The organism is Nonomuraea sp. GTA35 (assembly GCF_041950525.1).
Lineage (GTDB): Bacteria > Actinomycetota > Actinomycetes > Streptosporangiales > Streptosporangiaceae > Nonomuraea.
The window spans coordinates 89,426-112,621 of record NZ_JBGNUV010000023.1 but is presented as its reverse complement, the minus strand read 5'-3'; the positions used below and the strand labels follow the sequence as shown (position 1 = coordinate 112,621).

The 23,196-nt window shown below is 71.6% G+C and carries 20 protein-coding genes and 1 rRNA gene; 5 read left to right on the top strand and 16 right to left on the bottom strand.

All coding sequences use genetic code 11. From position 1 onward, the window contains the following. A 16S ribosomal RNA gene (locus ACBJ32_RS54905) occupies positions 1 to 61 on the bottom strand; the annotation flags it as partial. A gap of 696 nt (positions 62 to 757) precedes the next feature. On the opposite strand from ACBJ32_RS54905, the gene ACBJ32_RS54900 reads away from it, so the two are divergent. After that, positions 758 to 2,233: a glycosyltransferase family 39 protein gene (locus tag ACBJ32_RS54900; protein ID WP_375133629.1), complete on the top strand. Its 1,476-nt coding sequence runs from the start codon at positions 758 to 760 to the stop codon at positions 2,231 to 2,233. Positions 2,234 to 2,332: 99 nt separating this feature from the next. Here ACBJ32_RS54900 and tyrS read toward each other — a convergent pair whose 3' ends face one another. Then, on the bottom strand, positions 2,333 to 3,601 hold the full coding sequence (gene tyrS / locus ACBJ32_RS54895; RefSeq protein ID WP_357875982.1) for a tyrosine--tRNA ligase: 1,269 nt from the start codon (positions 3,599 to 3,601) through the stop codon (positions 2,333 to 2,335). 87 nt (positions 3,602 to 3,688) lie between these two features. Here tyrS and ACBJ32_RS54890 point away from each other — a divergent pair, with 87 nt between their 5' ends. Continuing rightward, complete coding sequence (locus tag ACBJ32_RS54890) at positions 3,689 to 4,090, top strand: PH domain-containing protein (RefSeq protein WP_357875984.1); 402 nt, start codon at positions 3,689 to 3,691, stop codon at positions 4,088 to 4,090. Here the strand turns inward: ACBJ32_RS54890 and ACBJ32_RS54885 are convergent. The 9 genes from ACBJ32_RS54885 to argC are packed head-to-tail and all read right to left on the bottom strand — an operon-like array spanning position 4,030 to position 13,024. Continuing rightward, complete coding sequence (locus ACBJ32_RS54885) at positions 4,030 to 4,743, bottom strand: DNA-3-methyladenine glycosylase (RefSeq protein WP_375133628.1); 714 nt, start codon at positions 4,741 to 4,743, stop codon at positions 4,030 to 4,032. The genes ACBJ32_RS54890 and ACBJ32_RS54885 overlap by 61 nt on opposite strands. Then, on the bottom strand, positions 4,725 to 6,146 hold the full coding sequence (argH, locus tag ACBJ32_RS54880) for an argininosuccinate lyase (protein WP_357875988.1): 1,422 nt from the start codon (positions 6,144 to 6,146) through the stop codon (positions 4,725 to 4,727). The genes ACBJ32_RS54885 and argH overlap by 19 nt, the downstream gene beginning before the upstream one ends. A 32-nt stretch (positions 6,147 to 6,178) precedes the next feature. Continuing rightward, on the bottom strand, positions 6,179 to 7,378 hold the full coding sequence (locus ACBJ32_RS54875; protein WP_357875990.1) for an argininosuccinate synthase: 1,200 nt from the start codon (positions 7,376 to 7,378) through the stop codon (positions 6,179 to 6,181). A gap of 20 nt (positions 7,379 to 7,398) precedes the next feature. After that, complete coding sequence (locus ACBJ32_RS54870; RefSeq protein WP_357875992.1) at positions 7,399 to 7,905, bottom strand: arginine repressor; 507 nt, start codon at positions 7,903 to 7,905, stop codon at positions 7,399 to 7,401. Continuing rightward, the gene (gene argF / locus ACBJ32_RS54865) at positions 7,902 to 8,822 is read right to left on the bottom strand and encodes an ornithine carbamoyltransferase (protein WP_375133627.1); all 921 of its coding nucleotides are present in this window, start codon (positions 8,820 to 8,822) and stop codon (positions 7,902 to 7,904) included. The genes ACBJ32_RS54870 and argF overlap by 4 nt, the downstream gene beginning before the upstream one ends. Next, the gene (locus tag ACBJ32_RS54860; protein ID WP_375133626.1) at positions 8,819 to 9,985 is read right to left on the bottom strand and encodes an acetylornithine transaminase; all 1,167 of its coding nucleotides are present in this window, start codon (positions 9,983 to 9,985) and stop codon (positions 8,819 to 8,821) included. Before ACBJ32_RS54860 ends, argF begins: the two co-directional genes overlap by 4 nt. Next, positions 9,982 to 10,857 carry an acetylglutamate kinase gene (gene argB, locus ACBJ32_RS54855; RefSeq protein ID WP_375133625.1) on the bottom strand — a complete coding sequence of 292 codons (876 nt, stop codon included), beginning with the start codon at positions 10,855 to 10,857 and terminating at the stop codon, positions 9,982 to 9,984. The genes ACBJ32_RS54860 and argB overlap by 4 nt, the downstream gene beginning before the upstream one ends. Next, positions 10,854 to 12,005 (bottom strand): bifunctional glutamate N-acetyltransferase/amino-acid acetyltransferase ArgJ, encoded by a 1,152-nt coding sequence (gene argJ, locus ACBJ32_RS54850; RefSeq protein ID WP_357876000.1) that lies wholly within the window; start codon positions 12,003 to 12,005, stop codon positions 10,854 to 10,856. Before argJ ends, argB begins: the two co-directional genes overlap by 4 nt. Continuing rightward, a complete protein-coding gene (gene argC / locus ACBJ32_RS54845) occupies positions 12,002 to 13,024 on the bottom strand; it encodes an N-acetyl-gamma-glutamyl-phosphate reductase (protein ID WP_375133624.1) in 1,023 nt (340 codons plus the stop codon). The genes argJ and argC overlap by 4 nt, the downstream gene beginning before the upstream one ends. 241 nt (positions 13,025 to 13,265) lie before the next feature. Here argC and ACBJ32_RS54840 point away from each other — a divergent pair, with 241 nt between their 5' ends. Further along, positions 13,266 to 13,721, top strand: a complete 456-nt coding sequence (locus ACBJ32_RS54840; RefSeq protein ID WP_375133623.1) for a hypothetical protein — start codon at positions 13,266 to 13,268, stop codon at positions 13,719 to 13,721. Positions 13,722 to 13,727: 6 nt separating this feature from the next. Here the strand turns inward: ACBJ32_RS54840 and ACBJ32_RS54835 are convergent, their stop codons facing one another. From ACBJ32_RS54835 to ACBJ32_RS54815, 5 genes are all read right to left on the bottom strand, one after another. Continuing rightward, positions 13,728 to 15,770 (bottom strand): bifunctional aldolase/short-chain dehydrogenase, encoded by a 2,043-nt coding sequence (locus ACBJ32_RS54835; RefSeq protein ID WP_375133622.1) that lies wholly within the window; start codon positions 15,768 to 15,770, stop codon positions 13,728 to 13,730. 18 nt (positions 15,771 to 15,788) lie between these two features. After that, the gene (gene rhaI, locus ACBJ32_RS54830; RefSeq protein ID WP_375133621.1) at positions 15,789 to 16,940 is read right to left on the bottom strand and encodes an L-rhamnose isomerase; all 1,152 of its coding nucleotides are present in this window, start codon (positions 16,938 to 16,940) and stop codon (positions 15,789 to 15,791) included. Between the two features lie 10 nt (positions 16,941 to 16,950). Continuing rightward, positions 16,951 to 17,268, bottom strand: coding sequence for an L-rhamnose mutarotase (locus ACBJ32_RS54825; RefSeq protein WP_357876010.1), 318 nt, complete (start codon positions 17,266 to 17,268; stop codon positions 16,951 to 16,953). Between the two features lie 196 nt (positions 17,269 to 17,464). Next, complete coding sequence (locus ACBJ32_RS54820) at positions 17,465 to 19,393, bottom strand: beta-galactosidase (protein WP_375133620.1); 1,929 nt, start codon at positions 19,391 to 19,393, stop codon at positions 17,465 to 17,467. 171 nt (positions 19,394 to 19,564) lie between these two features. Continuing rightward, the gene (locus ACBJ32_RS54815) at positions 19,565 to 20,617 is read right to left on the bottom strand and encodes a Gfo/Idh/MocA family protein (RefSeq protein ID WP_375133619.1); all 1,053 of its coding nucleotides are present in this window, start codon (positions 20,615 to 20,617) and stop codon (positions 19,565 to 19,567) included. Positions 20,618 to 20,756: 139 nt separating this feature from the next. Here ACBJ32_RS54815 and ACBJ32_RS54810 point away from each other — a divergent pair, with 139 nt between their 5' ends. Next, complete coding sequence (locus ACBJ32_RS54810; protein WP_375133618.1) at positions 20,757 to 21,758, top strand: LacI family DNA-binding transcriptional regulator; 1,002 nt, start codon at positions 20,757 to 20,759, stop codon at positions 21,756 to 21,758. After that, a complete protein-coding gene (locus ACBJ32_RS54805; protein ID WP_375133617.1) occupies positions 21,755 to 23,170 on the top strand; it encodes a rhamnulokinase family protein in 1,416 nt (471 codons plus the stop codon). The genes ACBJ32_RS54810 and ACBJ32_RS54805 overlap by 4 nt, the downstream gene beginning before the upstream one ends. Positions 23,171 to 23,196: the final 26 nt, after the last annotated feature.

Genomic DNA, 23,196 nt, shown 5'->3' with positions numbered 1-23,196 from the left:
CTTGCATGTGTTAAGCACGCCGCCAGCGTTCGTCCTGAGCCAGGATCAAACTCTCCAAACAATGTCTGGATTATTCATCCGAGCAAAATCCATCAAGAAACAATTCTTGACGAGGTGTTGCATGAAATCATGCACTGGCTTTTAACACACTGTTGAGTTCTCAAGAAACGGACGCGTACATCTCGCTCGTCTTAATCTTATCAGATCGCTCGTTTCCGTGTCAAATCCTGCGACTTGACCGGAAGCGGTTCGATCTTCCAAGATTGCGTGCCCCGACTCCGAGGCAACCCCCCTAACTTACCGTGGCATCCGGCTCGTGTCGAATCAACCGATTTTCCGGGGATCCGAGCGCGCCCAGAAGCCGCCCATGCTCAAGCACGCCGAAGCGGCTCTGCCGGGTTGGCTCGTTTGTTTCAAGGGGCTTACCCTGGGGCCCGTCCGCCTGACCGGCGTCCGGCTCACTCCCGGGGCGAAGTGAAAGATTAGGTCGCGATCCGCGAGACGTCAAATCGCCTCGCGAGGGATCCGGCCGGCCCGCCGTGGATGCGTGATCGCAAAGGACGCCGCTCCCGGTGTCCCGCTGATGCCGAAGGCAGGACAAGCAACGCCGTTCCGCGCCGGGGCACGTCCGCAATCAGCCGGTCGGAGGTCCGAGGTCTGACGCACTGCTCCGCCCCCAGACCTGCTCAGTAACCTCACAAGTGGCTGAACGATCACATTCGCCATCTATCCGGCGCCCGCCGCGTATCCTGCCCCGGTGACCACTGCCGCCACACTGGCTCCGCCAGTTCGCCGCCCGGCCGAACGCCTGCGCTCCTCGTCTCCCTGGTGGATGGCGCTGGTGGGCGCGGTGGCCGGGTTCTCCGGGACGGGTTCCGCCACGCTGAACGGCGACGAGCTCGCGACGATCAGCGCCGCCTCGCGTTCACTGTCCGGGATGTTCGAGCTGGCCCGCCACATCGACGGCCATTTCCTGCCCTACTACCTGTTCATGCACTTCTGGGCGAAGGCCGGCACGTCGGAGCTGTGGTTGCGGTTGCCGTCGGCGGTGGCGATCGGGGTGGCGGCGTGGTTCCTGGTCGACCTGGGCCGGCGGTTGCACAGCACACGGGCGGGGGTGATCGGCGCCGGTGTCTTCGCCGTCCTGCCTTCGGTTTCCTACTACGGGGCGTTCGCCAGGTCGTACGCGTTCGCGGCGGCCGCGGTCGTGCTCTCGTTCTGGGCGCTGCACCGCGCCGTCGAGCGGCCGGGGGCGGCGCGGCGGTGGGTGCTGTACGGGGTGGCGGTGGCGCTCGTGTGCTCCACGCACCTGTTCGCGGTGCTCGTCCTGCCCGCCCAGCTCCTGCTGCTGCGGCGGGCGGTGGCGGTGCGGATGCTGAGCGCATTGGCCGTCGGATGTGTGCCCGCCGGCGTGCTGGGGTTGATCGGGTACGGGGAACGGCACGCGATCAGCTGGATCCCGGAGCGAGGGCCGGAGGTGTGGCTGAAGTTCCCGAAGATGGCGGCGGGGGCCGCCACGCTCGGGGTCGTGCTGTTCGCGATGGCGCTGGCCGGAGCGGTGGTGCTGTGGCGGGCGGCAGGCAAGAGCCAGGGGCAGGGCGACAAGGTGTGGGCGCCGGTGCTGGTGGGCTGGCTGGTGCTGCCTCCGGTGCTGCTGCTCGCGGTGTCGGTGCTGGTCACACCGGCTTACGTGGATCGGTATCTGTTCGTGACCGCTCCCGCGCTGGCGCTGCTGGCCGGGCTGGCGGTGGCGGGGCTGCCCCGGTTCCAGGTGGTGGCGGCGGTGCTGGTCGTGGTCGTCGGGTTCGGGCTGGCGTTCTCCGAGCACGCGGAGGTGCGGGAGGAGAACGGGCGGTTCGAGAACATTCCGTGGGCGCTTCGGGTGATCAAGGCCGAGCCCGAGGACGCGATCGTCTACGGGCAGAGCCAGTTGCGCGCGGGGTTCGACTACTACGCCGACTCGCTCATGCCGGTGGACGTGCTGCTGGCGGGGAGCGCGCCTGATCCCGATGGATTCGGTTATCCGGAGGGGTCCGATGTCTCGGGGGCCTTGGAGGGGCGCGAGCGGGTTTGGGTCGTGTGGCGGGGGACGAAGCAGTCGGGGCTGGAGGCGGGCTCCATCGCTCGGGTCGCGGAGGTGGAGAGGGCCGGGTTCGAGCTCAGTGCGGCCAAGCACTCCGGTGATCTGCCCGGGCTGACGGTGGCGTTGTTCACGCGTCGGGGAGCCGGCTGATGAACCAGTCGGTTTGACCGCCCCTCATCGTCCAGACGCCCACGGGCACCGCGAAAGCGGGCCCTCCGCAGTGCGAAGGACCCGCTCGGCCAAGGACGGTCAGCCGACCGCGACGCCGCCGATCGACTTCTTGCCGCGCCGCAGCACCATGAAGCGCCCGGCCAGCAGGTCGTCGGCCACCGGCACGTACGCCTCGTCGGTGATCTTGCGGTTGTTGAGGTACGCCCCGCCCTCCTTGACCGCCCGCCGGGCAGCCGACTTCGACTCGACCAGCCCGCTGTCGGCCAGCAGGTCGACGAACGAGGCCCCGAGGGCGGGCACGGTGGCCTTGGGCACCTCGGCCAGCGCGGCCTCGAGGGTCGAGGCGGGCAGTTCCTCCAGAGCGCCCTGGCCGAACAGCGCCTTGGAGGCGGCCAGCACGGCGTCCAGCTCCTGCCGCCCGTGCAGCAGCTCGGTGAGGTCCTCGGCCAGCGTGCGCTGGGCCTCGCGGGCGAAGGGCCGCTCGGCGACGGCCTTCTCCAGCTCCTCGATCTCCTCGCGGGAGCGGAACGTGAACACCTTGAGGTAGTGGATCACGTCGCGGTCGTCGGAGTTGAGGAAGTACTGGTAGAAGGCGTACGGCGAGGTCATGGCGGGGTCGAGCCAGAGCGCGCCGCCCGCCGTCTTGCCGAACTTGGTGCCGTCGGCCTTGGTGATCAGCGGCAGGGTGACGACGTGGACGTGCGCGCCCTCGACACGGCGGATCAGGTCGGCGCCGGCGGTGATGTTGCCCCACTGGTCGCTGCCGCCGACCTGGAGGGTGCAGTTGTAGCGGCGGTACAGCTCCAGGAAGTCGTTGGACTGCAGGATCTGGTAGCTGAACTCGGTGTAGCTGAGCCCTTCGCCCGCCAGGCGGGCGGAGACCGACTCCCTGGCCAGCATGCGGTTGACCGGGAAGTGCTTGCCGATGTCGCGCAGGAACTCGATCGCGCTCAGCTCGCCGGTCCAGTCGAGGTTGCTGACCAGGCGGGCCGGGTTGGGGCGCGACTCGTCGAAGTCGAGGAACCTGCCGACCTGGCCGCGCAGGCGCTCCACCCACTCGGCGACGACCTCGGTGGAGTTGAGCGAGCGCTCGGTGTTACGGCCGCTCGGGTCACCGATCAGGCCGGTGGCGCCGCCGACCAGGCCGATCGCGTTGTGACCGGCGAGCTGGAAGCGGCGCAGCGTCAGCAGCGGCACGAAGTGTCCGACGTGCAGGGACGCCGCCGTCGGGTCGAAGCCGCAATAGACCGTGATCGGTGCCTTGGCCATGGACGCGCGCAGCGCGTCGAGGTCGGTGGACTGGGCGATCAGGCCTCGCCACGCGAGGTCGTCAAGGATGTCGGTCACGGTGATCTGGCTTTCCTGTTCGGATGCGGATGCCTTTAGCCTGCCCGATCGGTGCGCATGCGCGCCACTTGGATACGCTGGGTGTCCATGTGGAGGGTCCGTCGCGAGCTGGCCGTTTTCAAGATCTTAGGGGCTCTGGTGTGTGCCGGGCTCGCCGTTTACTGGTGGTTCGAGGGGGATTTCCGGGGTGTGATCCTGGCCGTGCCCGCGGCCGTGCTGGTGGGTGCGATGGGGTTGCGTGACGTGCTCGTCCCCGTACGGCTGGCGGCCGACCCGAGCGGGATCACCGTGGTGCACGGGTTCGCGGGCAGGCGGCACGTGCCGTGGGAGTCGATCTGGGACATCAAGGTCGACGTGCGCAGGCGCTGGGGGCTGCGCAGCGAGATGCTGGAGATCGACACCGGCGACAACCTGCACATCTTCAGCGCTCACGACCTGGGCACCTCCCCCACGGAGGTGGCGGCGGCGCTGCGGCGGCGGGGCACGTGAGCGCGGTACGGCGAGACGGTCTCGTCGCCGTCGATCCAGAACCGCCACGGCGTGTCCTTGGCCGTCGAGATGCCGGTGCGCGGGCCTGACCTGATCTGGCCGGGGTCGGCGGGCCGGCCTTCGAGCATGGTGGCCGACGCGTGCGGTCTGCCGGCGGGCGAGCCTTCGAGGATGGCGTCGAGGCCGTTGTGCTCGCGCTCCAGGCCGAGCGCGACGGCCAGCCGGGCGGGCCCCCGCGCCAGGTCCCGGAAGGCGACCGGCTTGGCCGCCGTACGCCGGGCGCGGGCCTCCGCCTCACCGGCCACCACCTCGCCCGCCCGCAGCAGCACGGCCGAGCCCGAGCCGTCGGGCAGGCAGACGAGGTTGGCGCAGAAGTGCATGCCGTAGGTGAAGTACACGTACAGGTGCCCGGGCGGGCCGAACATGACCGCGTTGCGGGGTGTCCTGCCCCGGTACGTGTGCGCCGCCGGGTCCTCGCCGGGGCCGCCGTACGCCTCGACCTCGGTCAGGCGTACGGCGACGGGCCCGTGCACGAGCACGCGCCCGAGCAGGTCGGGCGCCACCTCGTGGGACGGCCGGTCGAAGAAGCCGCGCGGCAGCGGCGCCGGGCTCAGCTCGCCGCCGCGCTCGAAGCTCAGCTCCCCGCGGCCCATGCCGCCTGCGCGTCGACCGCCTCGCGCAGCGCGACGAGCTGGTCGCGGACGCGGTCGGGTGCGGTACCGCCGTGGGCCTTTCTGGCGGCCAGGGCGCCGGGGACGCTGAGCACGTCGCGGACGTCGGGCGTCAGGTGGGAGGAGACCTTGGCCAGCTCGTCGTCGGTCAGCTCGCCGAGGTCCTTGTCGTTGACCTGGCACCACACGACGAGGTGGCCGACGGCCTCGTGCGCGTCGCGGAACGGCACCCCGCGCCGGACGAGCAGCTCGGCCAGGTCGGTGGCCAGGGCGTAACCGTCGGGGGCGGAGGCCTCCATGCGCGCGGTGTTGACCCGCATGGTGGCGACCAGGCCGGCCATCGCGGGCAGGACGAGCAGCAGCGTGTCGACCGCGTCGAACACCGGCTCCTTGTCCTCCTGCAGGTCGCGGTTGTAGGTCAGCGGCAGGCCCTTGAGCGTGGTGAGCAGCGACATCAGGTTGCCGATCAGCCGCCCTGACTTGCCGCGGGCCAGCTCGGCCACGTCGGGGTTCTTCTTCTGCGGCATGATCGACGAGCCGGTGGAGTAGGCGTCGTCCATCTCGATCCAGCGGAACTCCTGCGAGGCCCACAGGACGATCTCCTCGCCCAGCCGCGACAGGTGCACGCCGATCATGGCCGCGTCGAACAGGAACTCGGCGGCGAAGTCGCGGTCGGCGACGGCGTCCATCGAGTTGGGCGCGGCGGCGGCGAAGCCCAGTTCCTCCGCGACGGCCTGCGGGTCGAGCGGCAGCGAGGAGCCCGCGAGGGCGCCGGAGCCGAGCGGGGAGATCGCGGCGCGCTTGTCCCAGTCGGTGATCCGGTCGATGTCGCGCGCGAAGGCGTGCACGTGGGCCAGGAGCTGGTGGCCGAAGGAGACGGGCTGCGCGTGCTGCAGGTGCGTCATTCCGGGCGCGGCCGTCTCGGCGTGCTGCTCGGCCTGGGCCATGAGCGCCGTCTCCAGCTCGACCAGCCGGGAGACGACCGAACGGGCGTGGTCGCGGAGGTACAGGCGCAGGTCGGTGGCGATCTGGTCGTTGCGCGAGCGGCCGGCGCGGAGCTTGCCACCGAGCGAGCCGAGCCGCTCCAGCAGGCCGCGCTCCAGCGCGGTGTGCACGTCCTCGTCGGCGACCGTCGGCCGGAACTCGCCCGCCTTGCAGGCCTGCTCCAGGTCGTCGAGCGCGCCGATCATGCGCTCGAGCTCCTCGGCGGTCAGCAGCCCCGCTCTGTGCAGCACGCGGGCGTGCGCCCTGGACGCCGCCAGGTCGTACGGCACCAGCCGCCAGTCGAAGTGCACACTCACCGACAGCCGGGCCAGCGCGTCGGACGGGCCGCTCTCGAAGCGTCCGCCCCACAGCCGCATCGGCTTGCCATCACTCACCGTCATCTCCTTCGCGTCCCCCGAGACCATAGTGCAACTCAGCCCTTCCTCGCGTCCCGGGCCGCCGCGATCTTAGCGGGGAGGGAGAACAGCTGGACGAAGCCCTTGGCCAGGGACTGGTCGAAGGTGTCGCCCGTGTCGTAGGTGGCGAGTGAGAAGTCGTACAGGGAGTCGTGCGAGCGGCGCCCTGTCACGGTCGCCCTGCCGCCGTGCAGGGTCATCCTGATGTCGCCGTTGACGTGCTTCTGCGCGTCGGCGATGAGCGCGTCGAGCGCGCTCTTGAGCGGCGAGAACCACAGGCCGTCGTAGACGAGCTCGCTCCAGCGCTGGTCGACGCCGCGCTTGAAGCGGGCCAGGTCGCGCTCGACGGTGACATTCTCCAGCTCCATGTGGGCGGCGATGAGGGCGATCGCGCCGGGCGCCTCGTACACCTCGCGCGACTTGATGCCCACCAGGCGGTCCTCGACCATGTCGATGCGGCCCACGCCCTGCGCGCCTGCGCGCCGGTTGAGCTCCTCGACGACCTGGTACGGCGTGAGCGAGCGCCCGTCGAGCTTGACGGGGACGCCCTGCTCGAAGGTGATCACGACCTCGTCGGGCTCGCGCTGCTGCGCCGGGTCGGCGGTGTAGGAGTAGACCTCTTCGGTGGGGCCGTTCCAGATGTCCTCCAGGAAGCCGGTCTCGACGGCGCGGCCCCAGAGGTTCTGGTCGATGGAGAACGGGTTCTTCTTCGAGGTCTCGATGGGCAGGCCCTTGGCCTCGGCGTACTCGATGGCCTTGTCACGTGTCCAGGCGAAGTCCCTGGCGGGGGCGATGACCTGCAGGTCGGGGGCCAGGGCGGCCAGGCCGGCCTCGAAGCGGACCTGGTCGTTGCCCTTGCCGGTGCAGCCGTGGGAGACGATCGTGCCGCCGAACCGCTTGGCCGCAGACACCAGGTGCTTGACGATCAGCGGGCGCGACAGCGAGGAGACCAGCGGGTAGCGGTCCATGTAGAGCGCGTTGGCCTGCAGGGCCGGCACGCAGAAGTCGGCGGCGAACTCCTCCTTGGCGTCCACCACGACAGACTCGACGGCGCCGCAGTCGACGGCGCGCTTCTGGATGACGTCCATCTCCTCGCCGCCCTGGCCGAGGTCCACGGCGACGGCGACGACCTCGGCGTTCATCTTCTCGGCGAGGTACGGGATGGCGACCGAGGTGTCGAGGCCGCCTGAATAGGCGAGCACTACTCTGTCGGGCATTTTCCAATCTCCAAAGTCTTCTAGCTTCGCCGGTCGGCGGCCTTCAGCAGCGCCTCGGCGAGGGCCTGGCCGCCCGCCGGGTCGCGGCTGATCACGAGGATGGTGTCGTCGCCCGCGACCGTGCCGAGGATGGACTCCCAGTCGGCGTGGTCGATGGCCGAGGCGAGGAACTGCGCCGCGCCCGGCGGGGTCCGCACGATGACCAGGTTGGCCGAGGCCTCCGCGCCGACGAGCAGCTCCTCCGCGATGCGGTGCAGGCGGGCGGCGGGGCTCTCGCCGCTGCCCAGCCGGGTGAGCGGGATGCGGCCGCCGCCCTCGCCGGGCAGCGCGTAGACGAGGGAGCCGTCGTCGGCCCGCAGCTTGAGCGCGCCGAGCTCGTCGAGATCACGCGAGAGCGTGGCCTGGGTGACCTCCACGCCGCTCTCGGCGAGCAGCTTGGCCAGCTCGGGCTGGGAGCGCACGGCCTTCCGCTGCAGCAGGTCGGTGATCTTCGCCTGCCGCGCGGCCTTGGTCATCGGGATCATCATGTGCGGGAGACTAGCCAGTGCAGCAGGGCCTTCTGGGCGTGCAGCCGGTTCTCCGCCTGGTCCCACACCACGCTCTGCGGCCCGTCGAGCACCTCGGGGGTGATCTCGTAGCCTCGGTAGGCGGGCAGGCAGTGCAGCACGACGGCGTCGGGCGCGGCGTGCTGCAGCAGTTCGGAGTTCACCTGGTACGGCATGAGAGCGGCCACCCGTTCCTCCTTGCCGTCCTGGCCCATCGAAACCCACGTGTCGGTGGCGATCACGTGCGCCCCCTGGGCGGCGGCCGCCGGGTCGGACAGCGCCACCACCGAGCCGCCTGTCCGGGCGGCGATGGCGGCGGCCTGGTCGAGGATGACCGCGTCGGGCTGGTAGCCGGGCGGGGCTGCGATGCGCACGTGCATGCCGGCCGTGGCCCCGCCGAGCAGGTAGGAGTGCGCCATGTTGTTGGCGCCGTCGCCGACGTAGGTGAGCGTGAGCCCGGCGGTGCGGCCCAGCTGCTCCTGGACGGTCTGCAGGTCGGCCAGGATCTGGCAGGGGTGGAACTCGTCGGTGAGCGCGTTGACGACCGGCACCCGCGAGTGCGCGGCCATCTCGTCGATCAGCTCCTGGCCGGTGGTGCGCCAGACGATGGCGGCCACCTGCCGGTCGAGCACCCGGGCGATGTCGGCGGTCGGCTCGCCGCGGCCCATGAGGACCGAGACGTTGTCGACGATCAGCGGCAGGCCGCCGAGCTCGCCGATGCCGGTGTGGAAGGAGATGCGGGTCCTGGCCGACGGCTTGTCGAACAGGACGGCGACGGTCTGCGGGCCCTCGAAGGGGCGGTAGCCGAACCGGTCCTTCTTCATGGCGGCGGCGAGGTCGAGCACCTCCGCCTGCTCGGCGGGGGTCAGATCGTCATCACGCAGGAAATGCCTGGTCACTGGGAAGCCTCCGCCAGGATCGCGGGGAACGCGGCAACGAACGCGTCCACCTCGTCGGCCGTCACGATCAGCGGGGGCGCGATGCGTACGGCGTCGGGCTGCAGGGCGTTGACCAGGAAGCCGGCGTTCGCGGCGGCCTTTTGCACCTCGGCCGAGCGGGGCTCGGCCAGCACGGCGGCCAGCCACAGGCCGCGGCCGCGCACGCCCTTGAGCAGCGGCTCCCGGACGGCCTCCAGCCCGGTACGCAGCCGCGCCGCCACCGACCTGACGTGGTCGAGGTCGAGGGTGTCGAGCACGGCCAGCGCCGCGGCGCACGAGACCGGGTTGCCGCCGAACGTCGAGCCGTGGTCGCCCTTCTCGAACAGCTTGCCCACGTCGCCGAACCCGACGCAGGCGCCGATCGGCAGCCCGCCGCCCAGGCCCTTGGCCAGGGTGAGGACGTCGGGGACGACGCCGTCGGCCTGGTGGGCGAACCAGTGGCCGCTGCGGCCGATGGCCGACTGGATCTCGTCGGCCACCAGCAGCGCGCCGGTCGAGTCGCAGATCTCGCGGGCCGCCTCGAAGTAGCCGTCGGGCGGCGGCACGACGCCGGCCTCGCCCTGGGTGGGCTCGAGGAAGACGGCGATGCAGTCGCCGGTCACGGCCTCCTTGAGCGCGTCGGCGTCGCCGTAGGGGACGAACCGGACGGGCACGGGGAACGGTCCGAACTGGTCGCGGATCGCCTTCTTGCCCGTCAGGGACAGGGCGCCGATCGTGCGGCCGTGGAAACCGTTCTCTGCGGCCACGAAGTAGGAGCGGCCCTCGCGCCTGCCGTACTTGAGCGCGAGCTTGTAGGCCGCCTCGTTGGCCTCGGTGCCGGAGTTGGCGAGGAAGACCCGGACGGGGGCGTCGAGCAGGGCGCGCAGCCGCTCGGCCAGCAGCACCTCGGGCTCGTGCAGGAACAGGTTGCTGGTGTGCGCGATCGTGGCGACCTGCTTGGAGACGGCCTCGACCAGGGCCGGGTGGGCGTGGCCGAGCGAGCTGGTCGCGATGCCGGCGATGAAGTCGAGGTACTGCTTGCCGTCCACGTCCCACACGCGGGAGCCCTCGCCTCGCGCCAGGGCGACCGGGGGGACGCCGTAGTTGGGCATGAAGGCGCTTTCGAACCTTTCGAACAGGCTCATGAGGGCATCACCATCGTTCCGATTCCTTCATTGGTGAAGATCTCCAGCAGCAGGGAGTGCGGCACGCGGCCGTCGAGGACGTGGGCCTGCGGCACCCCGCCCTGCACGGCCGTCAGGCACGCCTCCATCTTCGGCACCATGCCGCTGGACAGTGTGGGCATCATCGCTTCGAGCTCGTCGGCGGTGAGCAGGTCGATCACGTCGGTGTCGTCGGGCCAGCTCGCGTACAGGCCCTCGACGTCGGTCAGCACGATCAGCTTGTGGGCCTGGAGCGCCACGGCCAGCGCGGCGGCGGCGGTGTCGGCGTTGACGTTGTAGATCTCTCCGTCGTCGCCCCTGGCCACGCTGGAGATGACCGGGATGCGGCCGTTGTCGAGCAGGGCGTTCACGGCGCCGGGATCGACCTTGATGATCTCGCCGACCTGGCCGATGTCGACCGGCTGCCCGTCCACGATGGCGTGCTTGCGCACGGCCGTGAACAGGTGGGCGTCCTCGCCCGACATGCCGACCGCGAACGGGCCGTGCCGGTTGACCAGGCCCACGATGTCGCGGTTGACCTGGCCGGTGAGCACCATCCTGACGACCTGCATGGCCTCGGGCGTGGTGACCCGGAGGCCGGCGGTGAACGTGGACGGGATGCCCGCCTTGGCCAGCGCGCTGCTGATCTGCGGGCCTCCGCCGTGCACGACGACCGGGCGCAGGCCGGCCTGGTGCAGGAAGACGACGTCCTCGGCGAAGCCCTCCTTGAGGGCCTCCTCCGTCATGGCGTTGCCGCCGTACTTGATGACGACGGTCGCGCCGTGGAAGCGGGTCAGCCAGGGCAGCGCCTCGATCAGCGCCTCGGCCTTGGTCTGCGCGGTGGTCAGCCTCATGAGGAGTACGCCGAGTTCTCGTGGACGTAGTCGGCCGTCAGGTCGGTGGTGTGCACGGTCGCGGTGTGCGGGCCCGCCGACAGGTCGATGGTGATCGTCACGTCGCGGGGGCGCATGTCCACCTTGGAGCGGTCGTCGCCGACCGCGCCGCCGCGGCAGATCCAGATGCCGTTGATGGCCACGTTGAGCCGGTCGGGCTCGAACACCGCGTCGGTGGTGCCGACGGCGGCCAGGACGCGGCCCCAGTTGGGGTCCTCGCCGTGGATGGCGCACTTGAGCAGGTTGGAGCGGGCCACGGAGCGGCCGACCTTGACGGCGTCGTCCTCGGAGGCGGCGCCGACCACCTCGATGGCGATGGCCTTGGAGGCGCCCTCGGCGTCCACCAGGAGCTGCCGGGCCAGGTCGGCGCAGACCTCGATGACCCGCTGCTCGAACTCGGCCAGGTCGGGCTTGACGCCGGCGGCGCCGCTGGCCAGCAGCAGCACGGTGTCGTTGGTGGACATGCAGCCGTCGGTGTCGAGCCGGTCGAACGTCACCGACGTGGCCTTGCGCAGCGCGGCGTCGAGCTCCTCGCTGGTCAGGTCGGCGTCGGTGGTGATCACGCAGAGCATGGTGGCCAGGGCGGGGGCGAGCATGCCGGCGCCCTTGGCCATGCCGCCGACCATGTAGCCGGTGCCGCGCTTGAAGGAGATCTTGGAGACGGTGTCGGTGGTGCGGATGGCGTCGGCGGCGGCCAGGCCGCCGTCGCGGGAGAGCTGGCCCGCGGCGGTCTCGACGCCGGACAGCAGCTCGTCCATCGGCAGCCGCTCGCCGATCAGGCCGGTGGAGCAGACCGCGATCTCGCCCGCGGAGTCCTCCAGCGCCTCGGCGACCTTCTCGGCGGTGGCGTGGGTGTCCTGGAAGCCTTCCGGCCCGGTGCAGGCGTTGGCTCCGCCGGAGTTGAGCACCACCGCTCGCAGCCGCCCGCCCGCGAGGACCTGCTGCGACCACAGCACGGGCGCGGCCTTCACGCGGTTGGCGGTGAAGACGCCCGCGGCGGCGCGGCTGGGCCCGTCGTTGACGACGAGGGCCAGGTCGCGGGCGCCGCCGGACTTGATTCCGGCGGCGACACCCGCGGCTCTGAACCCCAGGGGGGCAGTGACACTCATGGAGCAACTCCTGTCGTGGGGAGGCCGAGCTCTTCCGGCAGGCCGAGGGCGAGGTTCACGCTCTGCAGGGCGCCCCCGGCGGTGCCCTTGGTGAGGTTGTCGATGGCGATGACGGCGACCACGCGGTTCGCGCGCGGGTCGAGCGTCACCTGCAGCGCCGCGGTGTTGGCGCCGTACGTCATGGAGGTGGCCGGCCACAGGCCCTCGGGCAGGAGCCGCACGAACGGCTCGTCCTTCAGCGCCACCTCGTAGGCGGCCCGCAGCGACTCACCGGTGACGCCGGGCGCGGCGGGGGCGGAGCACGTGGCCAGGATGCCGCGGCTCATGGGGGCCAGCGTCGGGGTGAACGACACCCGTACGGGCGTGCCCGCGACGGCCGACAGGCCCTGCTCCATCTCGGGGGTGTGCCGGTGGACGCCGCCCACGCCGTACGCGCTGACCGAGCCCATGACCTCGCTGCCGAGCAGGTTCGGCTTGAGGGACTTGCCGGCGCCGCTGGTGCCGCTGGCGGCCACCACGACCACGTCGGGCCCGGCCAGGCCGGCGGCGAACGCGGGCGCCAGGGCGAGCAGCACGGAGGTCGGGTAGCAGCCGGGCACGGCGATGCGCCTGGCGCCCTTGAGGAGCTCGCGCTGGCCGGGCAGCTCGGGCAGGCCGTAGGGCCAGGTGCCGGCGTGCTCGCCGCCGTAGAACTCCTGCCAGGCGGCCGGGTCGGTGAGCCGGTGGTCGGCCCCGCAGTCGACCACGACCGTCTCCTCGCCCAGTTGCGCGGCGACGGCGGCCGAGTGGCCGTGCGGCAGCGCCAGGAAGACCACGTCGTGGCCGGCGAGGGTGCCGGCCGTGGTGTCCTCGATGACCCGGTCGGCGAGCTGCGGCAGGTGGGGCTGGTGGGCGCCGAGGCGGCTGCCGGCGCTGGAGGCGGCGGTGAGTGCGCCGATCTCGAACTCGGGATGGCCGAGCAGGAGGCGGAGCAGCTCCCCTCCGGCGTAGCCGCTGGCTCCCGCGACCGCTGCTCTCATGCCACCCCTCCCGAATGCATGTTTATGCATCATAGCTCATGACCTTGCTTGTGAAAATAATGCACTCTAGAGGATGAACATGCAAGCCAGAGCGCCCTTGCCGCCCGCATCGTGAGACTTGTCACGTGCAGGTGAGCTCCAAGACGGGGGCGCCAGGATGGAGGCCATGACCGAGTTCTTGTCCGAATCGCCGTCCGGTACACGTGGCAGAGGCCCCGGGCCCTGGGGGCGTTGCGTTCTCGTGCTGCTGTGGCTGGGGGTCTGCCTGGCGCCGATGGTGCTGGCCGCCGGGGAGCTGGAGCTGGCCACGGGGCGGGCGGGCACGCCGGGGACGCTGCGCGTCGTCTCGTGCGAGGACCTGGGCGAGGGCCGGTACGACTGCAGGGGGCAGTTCACGCCCGACAACGGGGACGCGGTCGTGGAGGTGGCCGCCTCCCCCGACTCCGAGGCGGGCGACCTGTTGCGGGCCCAGCTCACGCCGGAGGGCGACCGGGCCGTACCGGCGGGCACGAAGGGCGTGCTGGCGGCGCTGGCGCTGCCGGGGGTGGGGCTGGGCGGGCTGGGGTTCCTGCCGTACGTGGTCATGTACTGGCTGGGGGCGCGCAGGGGGCGCCGGGCCGCCGTGACCGGAGGGATCCTGGTCACGGCGGCCGGGGTCGTGCTGATGCTCGCCGGTATGGTGGCGGCCTGCTCCTAGCGCCTCCTACCGCAGGAAGGCGGCGGCCACGCCGGCGTCCACCGGGACGTGCAGGCCGGTGGTGTGGCTCAGGTCGCTGGCGGTGAGCGCGAAGACCGCGTTGGCCACGTGCTCGGGCAGGACCTCGCGCTTGAGCAGGGTGCGCTGGGCGTAGAACTCGCCGAGCCTGTCCTCCTCGACCCCGTACACGGCCGCGCGGTTGGCGCCCCAGCCGGAGGCGAAGATGCCGGAGCCGCGCACGACGCCGTCGGGGTTGACGCCGTTCACGCGGATGCCGTGGGCGCCCAGCTCGGCCGCCAGCAGGCGCACCTGGTGGGCCTGGTCGGCCTTGGCGGCGCCGTAGGCGACGTTGTTCGGGCCGGCGAAGACGGAGTTCTTGGAGGAGATGTAGACGATGTCGCCGCCCATGGCCTGGTCGATCATGACCTTGGCCGTCTCGCGGGAGACCAGGAACGAGCCGCGCGCCATCACGTCGTGCTGCAGGTCCCAGTCGGCCAGCGTCGTCTCCAGGAGCGCGCGCGACAGCGACAGGCCGGCGTTGTTGACGACCAGGTCGACGCCGCCGAACGCGAGCACGCCGGCGCGTACCGCGGCGACGATCTGCTCCTCCGACGTGACGTCCACCCCGACGGCCACGGCGACGTCCGAGACGCGGTACGCGCTCGCGCCGATCTCGGCGGCCACCTTCTCCGCCGCGCCCAGGTCGCGGTCGGCCACGATCACGCACGCGCCCTCGGCGGCCAGCCGGCGGGCGGTGGCCGCGCCGATGCCCGAGCCGCCGCCGGTCACCAGCGCGACCCTGGTGGCCAGGGGCTTGGGCTTGGGCATGCGGCGGAGCTTGGCCTCCTCCAGCTCCCAGTACTCGATGCGGAACTTCTCCGACTCGGGGATGGGGGCGTAGGTGGAGACGGACTCGGCGCCGCGCATGACGTTGATGGCGTTGACGTAGAACTCGCCGGCCACGCGGGCGGTCTGCTTGTCCTTGCCGAAGGAGAACATGCCGACGCCCGGCACCAGCACGATCGCCGGGTCCGCGCCCCGGATGGCCGGGGAGTCGGGGGTGGCGTGCCGGTCGTAGTAGGCGGTGTACTCCTCGCGGTAGGCGGCGTGCAGCTCGCGCAGCCGCTCGGCGACCTGCTCCAGGGGCGCGTCCGGCGGCAGGTCCAGCACCAGCGGCGCGACCTTGGTGCGCAGGAAGTGGTCGGGGCAGGACGTGCCCAGCGCGGCGAGCCTCGGGTGCTCGGCGCGGGAGACGAAGTCGAGCACCTCGGGGGTGTCGGTGTAGTGGCCGACCACGCGGATGTCGGTCGAGGCCAGGCCGCGGATCAGCGGGAACAGCGCCGCGGCCCGCTCGTGCCGCTCGGCCTCGGGCAGCGTGTCGTAGATCACCGAGCCGAACGGGTCCTGGCGGCCGTGCTCGGCCAGGTACGCCTCCGCGGTGCGGATGATCTCCAGCGAGCGCGCCTCGCACTCCTGCGAGGTGTCGCCCCAGGCCGTGATGCCGTGACCGCCCAGGACGCAGCCGATGGCCTGCGGGTTCGCCTCCTTGATGGCGGCGATGTCCAGGCCGAGCTGGAAGCCGGGCCGGCGCCACGGCACCCACACGACCCTGTCGCCGAAGACGCGCCTGGTCAGCTCCTCGCCGTCGGCGGCGGTGGCGATCGCGATGCCCGCGTCGGGGTGCAGGTGGTCGACGTGGCCGGCCTCGACCAGGCCGTGCATGGCGGTGTCGATGGACGGCGCGGCACCGCCCTTGCCGTGCAGGCAGTAGTCGAAGGCCGCGACCATCTCGTCCTCGCGCTCGACGCCCGGGTAGACGCCCTTGAGCGCGCGCAGCCGGTCGAGGCGGAGCACGGCGAGACCGGCCTGCTTCAGGGTGCCGAGGTCGCCGCCGGAGCCCTTGACCCAGAGCAGCTCGACGTCCTCGCCGGTGACGGGGTCGGGCTCGGTGCCCTTGGCCGAGGTGTTGCCGCCCGCGAAGTTGGTGTTACGCGGGTCGGCGCCCAGGCGGTGGGAACGCTCGATGAGTTCGTTGATGACGTTGGACATGGCGTTGGACATGGTGCTTCAGGCCCCCCAGCCTGCCTGGTTGCCGCCGACGCGCTCGGCGGCGATCTTCTCGAAGTATCCGGACGTGGCGTAGGCGGCCATCGGGTCGGGCGCGAGGCCCTGCTCCTCGCGCAGCTCGGCGAGCAGCGGCCGCACGTCGGTGTTGTAGGCGTCCATGAGGACGGCGTTGGCGCCCAGCACATCGCCCTCGTTCTGCGCGGCGCTCAGCGCGTCGCGGTCCACGAGCAGCGCCTTGGCGGTGGCCTCCTGCACGTTCATGACCGAGCGGATCTGGCCGGGGATCTTGGGCTCGATGTTGTGGCACTGGTCGAGCATGAACGCGACCTCGTCGGTGAACCCGCCGCCCCTGATGACCTCGTACATGATGCGGAAGAGCTGGAACGGGTCCGCCGCGCCCACCATGAGGTCGTCGTCGGCGTAGAAGCGGGAGTTGAAGTCGAAGCCGCCGAGCTTGCCCTCGCGCAGGAGGAAGGCGACGATGAACTCGATGTTGGTGCCCGGGGCGTGGTGGCCGGTGTCCACGACGACCTGCGCCTTGGGGCCGAGCTTGACGCAGTGCGCGTAGGCGGTGCCCCAGTCGGGCACGTCGGTGGCGTAGAAGGCCGGCTCGAACAGCTTGTACTCCAGCAGGAAACGCTGGCCCTCGCCCAGGCGGTCGTAGACCTCGGCCAGCGACTCGGCCAGGCGGTCCTGGCGGGCCCTGATGTCGTCCTGGCCCGGGTAGTTGATGCCGTCGGAGAACCACAGCTTCAGCGTGTCGGAGCCGGTGGCGTCCATGATGTCCACACACTCGAGCAGGTGGTCGGTGGCCTTGCGGCGCACCCGCGCGTCGGGGTGGGTGACGCTGCCCAGCTTGTAGTCGTCGTCCTGGAAGACGTTGGAGTTGATCGCACCGATCTGCACGCCCGCCTCGCGGGCGTGGCGGGCCAGGTCGGCGTAGTCGTCCACCTTGTCCCACGGGATGTGCAGGGCGACGGTGGGAGCAATCCCGGTGTAGGCGTGCACCTGGGCGGCGTCGGCCAGCTTCTCGTACGGGTCGCGCGGCACGCCCTGCTGGGCGAACACCTTGAACCGCGTGCCGCTGTTGCCGTAGGCCCAGGACGGCGTCTCGATGCGCTGCGACCGCAGCGCGGCCTTGATGTCAGTCATTACTCCCCGATCAATCCAGGTGGAACACTTCGGTCAGCGGGACCATGCCCTCGTCGGGGCGGCCGTCGAGGCCCTCGAAGAACGGCGCCATCTCGGCCTGCCAGCGGGCGTTGACCTCGGTCCCGGCCATCGCCTTCTGTGCGGCCTCGAAGTCCTCGGTCTCCAGGTATCCCACCAGGAGGCCGTCGTCCCTGAGGAAGAGCGAGTAGTTGTGCCAGCCGGTGCGCGACAGCGCCTCTCGCATCTCCGGCCAGACGTCGCGGTGGCGTTCGCGGTACTCCGCCAGCCGCTCTGGGCGGACTTTCAGCAGGAAGCAGACGCGTTGCACTGACACTCCCTTCAAAACGTTTTAATCCGTCGTGCAGGAAACTATGATTACTGGTGCTCGCTGTCAATGGACCAGCGGCCCCCGATGCGGTGGCAGAACCCGCTCCGGGGGGTGACACGTTTTAACGCACCTCGCGGGCGGGTGAGCGGGCCTGGGGGGAAGCCCGTACGCCCGCCTGCGGCCGGGTCTCGGCGGGTCAGCCGGGGATCACCACCGCGTCGCCGGCCGCGACGGTGACGGTGTCCCCGCCGGCGGTCGTGACGGTGACGTCCTCGGCGGTGTGGTTGACGGCGAACAGGAAGGAGCGCCCGTCCGGGTGCGAGCGCCGGACGACCTCGACCCCCGGCACGCTCGTGGCCTCGGGCGACACCCCCGCCTCGCGGCAGGCCGTGGCGAGGACCTCGGCGAGCGCGGCGTCGTCGAGCAGGGTGGTCAGGTAGTGCGCCGAGCCGTCGCCGAACTCGTTGCGGGTCCAGGCGGGCTCCCCGCTCGCGTACGTGTCGAGCACCTTGGCGGTGGTGACCCGCGCCGCCTCGCTCCACACGCCGCCGGTCGCGCCCGACGCCAGCCGGATCGGCGCGTCGAGGGGGAAGAACTCCTCGACGCTCACCCCGAGCAGGTCCCGCCAGGCGCCCGGGTAGCCGCCCAGCCGGACCCGGTCGTGCTCGTCCACGATCCCGCTGTACGGGCCCACGACCACGACCCCGCCCCGCCGGGCGAACTCCTCCAGGCCGGCCGCCCCCGCGTCGCTCACCAGGTAGAGCTGGGGCACCACGACCAGGCGGTAACCGGTCAGGTCGCCCTCGGGGTGGGCCAGGTCGCAGGTGACGCCGGCCCGCCACAGCGCGGCGTGCCAGCGCTTGGCCTCCTCCACCGGGTCCAGCTCCGAGGTGGGCTGGGCGGGGTGGTCCTGCGCCCACACGCTGGAGTGGTCGAGGAGCAGGGCGACGTCGGCCTTGACCGTGCTGCCCGCCACGCCGGAGAGCCCCGCCAGCTCGGCCCCGAGCGCCACCACCTCGCGCCAGATCTTGGTGTCGGTGCCGGCGTGCGGCACCATCGCCGAGTGCCACTTCTCGGCGCCCGCCCTGGACTGGCGCCACTGGAAGAACATGATCCCGTCCGCGCCCCTGGCCAGGTGCTGGAGGGAGTTGCGGCGCAGCTCGCCGGGGGTCTTGGCGAGGTTGCGCGGCTGCCAGTTGACCGCGCTGGTGGAGTGCTCCATGAGCAGCCACGGCCGGCCGCCGCCCAGCGAGCGGGCGTAGTCGGCGGCGAAGGCCAGGTCGATGTGGCGCTCGCGGCGGGCGCCGATCAGGTAGTGGTCGGTGGAGACCACGTCCAGCTCGGCGGCGAAGGCCCAGCAGTCCATGTCCCAGTGCGCGCCGGCCATCAGGTTGGTGGTGGCGGGCACGTCGGGGGTGAGCTGCTTGAGCAGGTCGCGTTCGGCGACGTACAGCTCGACCAGCGCGTCGGAGCTGAACCTGCGGAAGTCGAGCTGCTGGCCCGGGTTGGGGAAGCTGGGGGTGGCGCGGGGCGGCAGGATCTGCGCCCAGTCGCTGTAGCGCTGGGACCAGAACGCGGTCCCCCACGCCTCGTTGAGCGCGTCGAGCGAGGAGTAGCGCGTGCGCAGCCAGGCGCGGAAGGCGGCGGCCGAGGTGTCGCAGTAGCAGCGGGCGTTGTGGCAGCCGTACTCGTTGTGCACGTGCCACAGGGCCAGCGCCGGGTGGTCGCGGTAGCGCAGCGCCACCTGCTCGGCGATGCGCAGGGCCTTTTCGCGGTAGATGGGCGAGCTGGGGCAGAAGCCCTGCCTGCTGCCGTGGTAGAGGCGCCGCCCGTCGGCGTCCACGGGCAGCGCCTCCGGGTAGGCGTCCGAGAACCACGGCGGCGGGGAGGCGGTGGGGGTGGCGAGGTTGGCGCCGATCCCGTTCTCGGCCAGCAGGTCCATCACCCGGTCGAACCAGCCGAAGTCGAACACGCCCTCGACGGGCTCCAGCGACGACCAGGAGAAGATCCCGACGCTGACCCGGTTGACGCCGGCCTCGCGCATCAGCGCGACGTCCTGCTCCCACGTCTCCTCGGGCCACTGCTCGGGATTCCAGTCGCCGCCGTACGCGATGCCATCCGGCATGAATGTCTGCCTTTCGAGATAACTGTTAGCGCTCACAGTCCGTTACGCCTATGTTTACGGGGGATTAAAACGTTCCGGCCGTATTGCGCACAAGACCCGCGCCGCCTGAGCATGCTGTCCCCCCAGGTCAGCGCGGGCGTTTCGGGGGCGGCCCGGGATGCTTTTCGTGACTCACGGGGTCGCGGCGGTGAAGAACGATTCAATGCCGCCGTCGAGCCGGTGGTAGAACGGGCTCTCCTCGGTGATCTCCTCGCGCCGCACCGGGCGGCCGGTGAAGGCGGAGGCGTACAGGCCGGTGACGAACTCCATGGCCCGCCTGGCGTCCGCGCCGGAGGCCGGCGGGCGCTCGCCGCGCTCGTAGGCGTCCAGCAGCAGGCCGAGCTGGGTGGCGTGGCTGCTGGGGACGTCCTCGGGCGGGCTCCACAGCGGCGAGGTGGAGGTCCAGTCGGCGTTGCCGTAGCCGTACAGGTGGCGCAGCTCCACCGTGGCGTCGGCGAAGTCGAAGCGCAGGTAGCTCTCCTCCCTCGGCGACAGCACGCTGGTGACGACCGAGCCCATGGCGCCGTTCTCGAAGCGCACCATGGCCAGCGACACGTCCTCGGTCTCGATCGGCCGGTCCAGCCGCCCGGCCATGGCCGTGATCTCCGCCCAGTCGCCGAACACCGACAGCATCAGGTCCATCTGGTGCACGCCGTGCAGCACCGTCGTGCCGCCGCCCTCGGCGGCCCACGTGCCGCGGTACGGCGCCGCGTAGTACTCCTCGCCCCGGTGCCAGGTCGTCTGGCACAGCGCCAGCATCGGGCGGCCCAGCGCCCCGCCCAGCGCGCGCAGGTGCTCGGCGCCGGAGCCGAAGCGCTGCTGGTAGACGACCGACAGGTACGGCCCGCCGGGGCCCTCGGCCGCCGCCATCCGGTCGAGCTCGGCCAGCGAGAGCGCGGCCGGCTTCTCGCACCACACCCACGCGCCCGCCGACAGGGCCGCGACGGCCTGCCCGGCGTGCAGGTACGGCGGCGTGCAGACGATCACCAGGTCGGGCCGCTCGGCGGCGAGCAGCTCCTCCAGGTCCGTGTACACCGCCGCCGCGCCGCCGGCCAGCGATCGGGCCCTGGTCCCGTCCACGTCCGCCACGGCCACCAGCTCGACCCGGTCGCCGTGGGCCCGCAGGGCGGGCATGTGGCTGTGCGCGGCGATGGCGCCGGCCCCTACGATGGCAGCGCGGATCACGAGCGCCCCCTCTTATAGAAACGTTTTACTTCCGGCGCGCGAGGTTAGGCGGCGTCTCACGACGATGTCAACGCGGATTTGCGGTCCCACCGGTGCCGCGACTGGCGCACCGTCCGTTAGTACGTTTTAATTTAGCTTCATGGCCATGGTCAGCATCAAGGACGTCGCCGCGCACGCCGGCGTCTCCCCGGGCACGGTCTCCAACGTACTGAACCGGCCCGGCAAAGTCGCCCCCGCGACGCGCGAGCGGGTGGAGGCGGCCATCAGCGAGCTGGGGTTCGTCCGTCACGGCTCCGCCTCGACGCTGCGCGCGGGGCACAGCAGGACGATCGGCCTGAGCGTGATCGACATCGGCAACCCGTTCTTCACCGAGGTGGCCGCCGGGGTCGAGGACGTCGTCAGCGAGCTGGGGTACGCCGTGATCCTCGGCAACTCCGCCGGGTCGCAGGACAAGGAGGACCGCAACCTGCGGGTGCTGGCCGAGCACCGGGTGCGCGGCGTGCTGATCACCCCGTCGGGCGAGGACCCCGCCAGGCTCGACCGGCTGCGCGAGCACGGCATCAGCGTGGTGCTGGTGGACCATCCCGCGCACCGGCCCGACCAGTGCGCGGTGGCCGTGGACGACGTCGCGGGCGGCCGGGCCGCCGTGGCGCACCTGCTGTCCAAGGGCGCGCGCACCGTCGCGTACGTGACGGGCCCGCTGACCATCCGCCAGTGCGTGGAGCGGCGCGAGGGCGCCAAGCTCGCGATGCGCGCGGCCGGCCTGGACCCCGACGACCTGCGGGTGGCCGAGGCCGCCACGATGACGGCCCGCGCGGGCGAGAAGGCCGCCGCCGACCTGATCGCCGAGGGCCTGCCCGAGGCCGTCTTCTGCGCCAACGACCTGCTCGCGCTGGGCGTGCTGCGCGCCCTGCTCCGCTCGGGCGTGCGGGTGCCCGAGGAGGTGGCGCTGATGGGGTACGACGACATCGACTTCGCCGCCGCCTCCACCGTGTCGCTCAGCTCGATGCGCCAGCCCACGTACCAGCTCGGCCGCATCGCCACCGAGCTGCTGCTGGACGAGTGCGACAACCCCGACACGCACGCGCACCAGCACATCATGTTCCAGCCGGAGCTCGTCGCCAGGGAGTCCACCCAATGAGCCGCCGTTTCGCCGCCGTCGACCTCGGCGCCTCCAGTGGCCGGGTCATGCTGGCCGACCTGTCCGACGGGCTGAGCCTGACCGAGGCGCACCGCTTCCCGAACGGCCCGGTACGCGTCGCCGACCACCTCTACTGGGACATCCTCGGCCTCTACCGCGAGATCCTCACCGGGTTGCGCGCGGCGGGCCCGGTCTCCTCCATCGGCGTGGACTCGTGGGCGGTGGACTACGCGCTGCTCGACGAGTCGGGCGCCATGCTGGGCAACCCCGTGCACTACCGCGACGACCGCACGGCCGGCGTGGCGGAGCGGGTGGCCGGTTCGGTCGGCGCGGAGACCCTGTACGACGTGTCCGGGCTGCAGGTCCTGCCGTTCAACACGGTCTACCAGCTCCTGACGGAGCGGCGGCTCGGCGACGCGGCCACGATGCTGCTCATCCCCGACCTGATCGGCTACTGGCTGACCGGCGAGCTCGGCGCCGAGGTGACCAACGCCTCCACGACGGGCCTGCTCGACGTGCGCACGCGCGAGTGGGCGTTACCGCTGATCAAGCAGCTCGGCCTGCCGGCGGGCCTCTTCCCGCCGCTGCGGCAGCCCGGAGACCTGGTCGGCGGCCTGCGCAGGGACGTGGCCGGGGAGATCGGCTGGTCGGCGCCCGTCCGCGCGGTCGGCTCGCACGACACCGCCTCGGCGGTGGCCGCGGTGCCCGCCACCGGCTCCGCGTTCGCCTACGTCTCGTGCGGCACCTGGTCGCTGGCCGGGGTGGAGCTGCCCGGCCCGGTGCTCACCCCCGGGAGCCGCGCCGCGAACTTCACCAACGAGGCCGGCATCGACGGCACCGTCCGCTACCTGCGCAACGTCATGGGCCTGTGGCTGCTGCAGGAGTGCCTGCGCGCCTGGCCGGGCGCCGACCTGGGCGACCTGCTGAAGGCCGCGGCGGCCGAGCGGCCGTTCGCCGCCGTGGTGAACCCGGACGAGCCCGCCTTCCTGCCGCCGGGCGACATGCCGGCCAGGATCGCCGCCGAGTGCCGCCGCACCGGCCAGCGCCCGCCCGCCTCCCCCGCCGCGTACGTGCGGTGCGTGCTGGAGAGCCTGGCGCTCGGGCACCGGCTGGCCGTGCGGCAGGCGATGGAGCTGTCGGGCCGCGACGTCGAGGTCGTCCACCTGGTGGGCGGCGGCTCGCGCAACGAGCTGCTGTGCCAGTTCACCGCCGACGCCTGCGGGCTGCCGGTGGTGGCGGGGCCCGGGGAGGCCACCACGTTCGGCAACGTGCTGGTGCAGGCGCGGGCGGCCGGGCTGGTGTCGGATCTCGGGGAGATGCGCGCGCTGGTCGCCTCCTCGCAGCCGCTGCGCCGCTACGAGCCGTCCGGCGACCGTGCCGCCTGGGACGAGGCGGCCTCCCGGGTGTTCTGACCTGCCGGTTTTCCCCCGGCCTGTCC

Bases quoted from the DNA above. Each gene is read 5' to 3' on its own strand.
- ACBJ32_RS54875 (WP_357875990.1), bottom strand. From the start codon at position 7,378: ATGCCCGACAGAGTAGTGCTCGCCTATTCAGGCGGCCTCGACACCTCG.
- rhaI (WP_375133621.1), bottom strand. From the start codon at position 16,940: ATGACTGACATCAAGGCCGCGCTGCGGTCGCAGCGCATCGAGACGCCG.
- ACBJ32_RS54810 (WP_375133618.1), top strand. From the start codon at position 20,757: ATGGCCATGGTCAGCATCAAGGACGTCGCCGCGCACGCCGGCGTCTCC.
- ACBJ32_RS54860 (WP_375133626.1), bottom strand. From the start codon at position 9,985: ATGAGCCTGTTCGAAAGGTTCGAAAGCGCCTTCATGCCCAACTACGGC.
- argC (WP_375133624.1), bottom strand. From the start codon at position 13,024: ATGAGAGCAGCGGTCGCGGGAGCCAGCGGCTACGCCGGAGGGGAGCTG.
- ACBJ32_RS54885 (WP_375133628.1), bottom strand. From the start codon at position 4,743: ATGGGCCGCGGGGAGCTGAGCTTCGAGCGCGGCGGCGAGCTGAGCCCG.
- ACBJ32_RS54805 (WP_375133617.1), top strand. From the start codon at position 21,755: ATGAGCCGCCGTTTCGCCGCCGTCGACCTCGGCGCCTCCAGTGGCCGG.
- argJ (WP_357876000.1), bottom strand. From the start codon at position 12,005: ATGAGTGTCACTGCCCCCCTGGGGTTCAGAGCCGCGGGTGTCGCCGCC.
- ACBJ32_RS54890 (WP_357875984.1), top strand. From the start codon at position 3,689: ATGTGGAGGGTCCGTCGCGAGCTGGCCGTTTTCAAGATCTTAGGGGCT.
- ACBJ32_RS54835 (WP_375133622.1), bottom strand. From the start codon at position 15,770: ATGTCCAACGTCATCAACGAACTCATCGAGCGTTCCCACCGCCTGGGC.
- ACBJ32_RS54870 (WP_357875992.1), bottom strand. From the start codon at position 7,905: ATGATGATCCCGATGACCAAGGCCGCGCGGCAGGCGAAGATCACCGAC.
- argH (WP_357875988.1), bottom strand. From the start codon at position 6,146: ATGACGGTGAGTGATGGCAAGCCGATGCGGCTGTGGGGCGGACGCTTC.
- argB (WP_375133625.1), bottom strand. From the start codon at position 10,857: ATGAGGCTGACCACCGCGCAGACCAAGGCCGAGGCGCTGATCGAGGCG.
- ACBJ32_RS54820 (WP_375133620.1), bottom strand. From the start codon at position 19,393: ATGCCGGATGGCATCGCGTACGGCGGCGACTGGAATCCCGAGCAGTGG.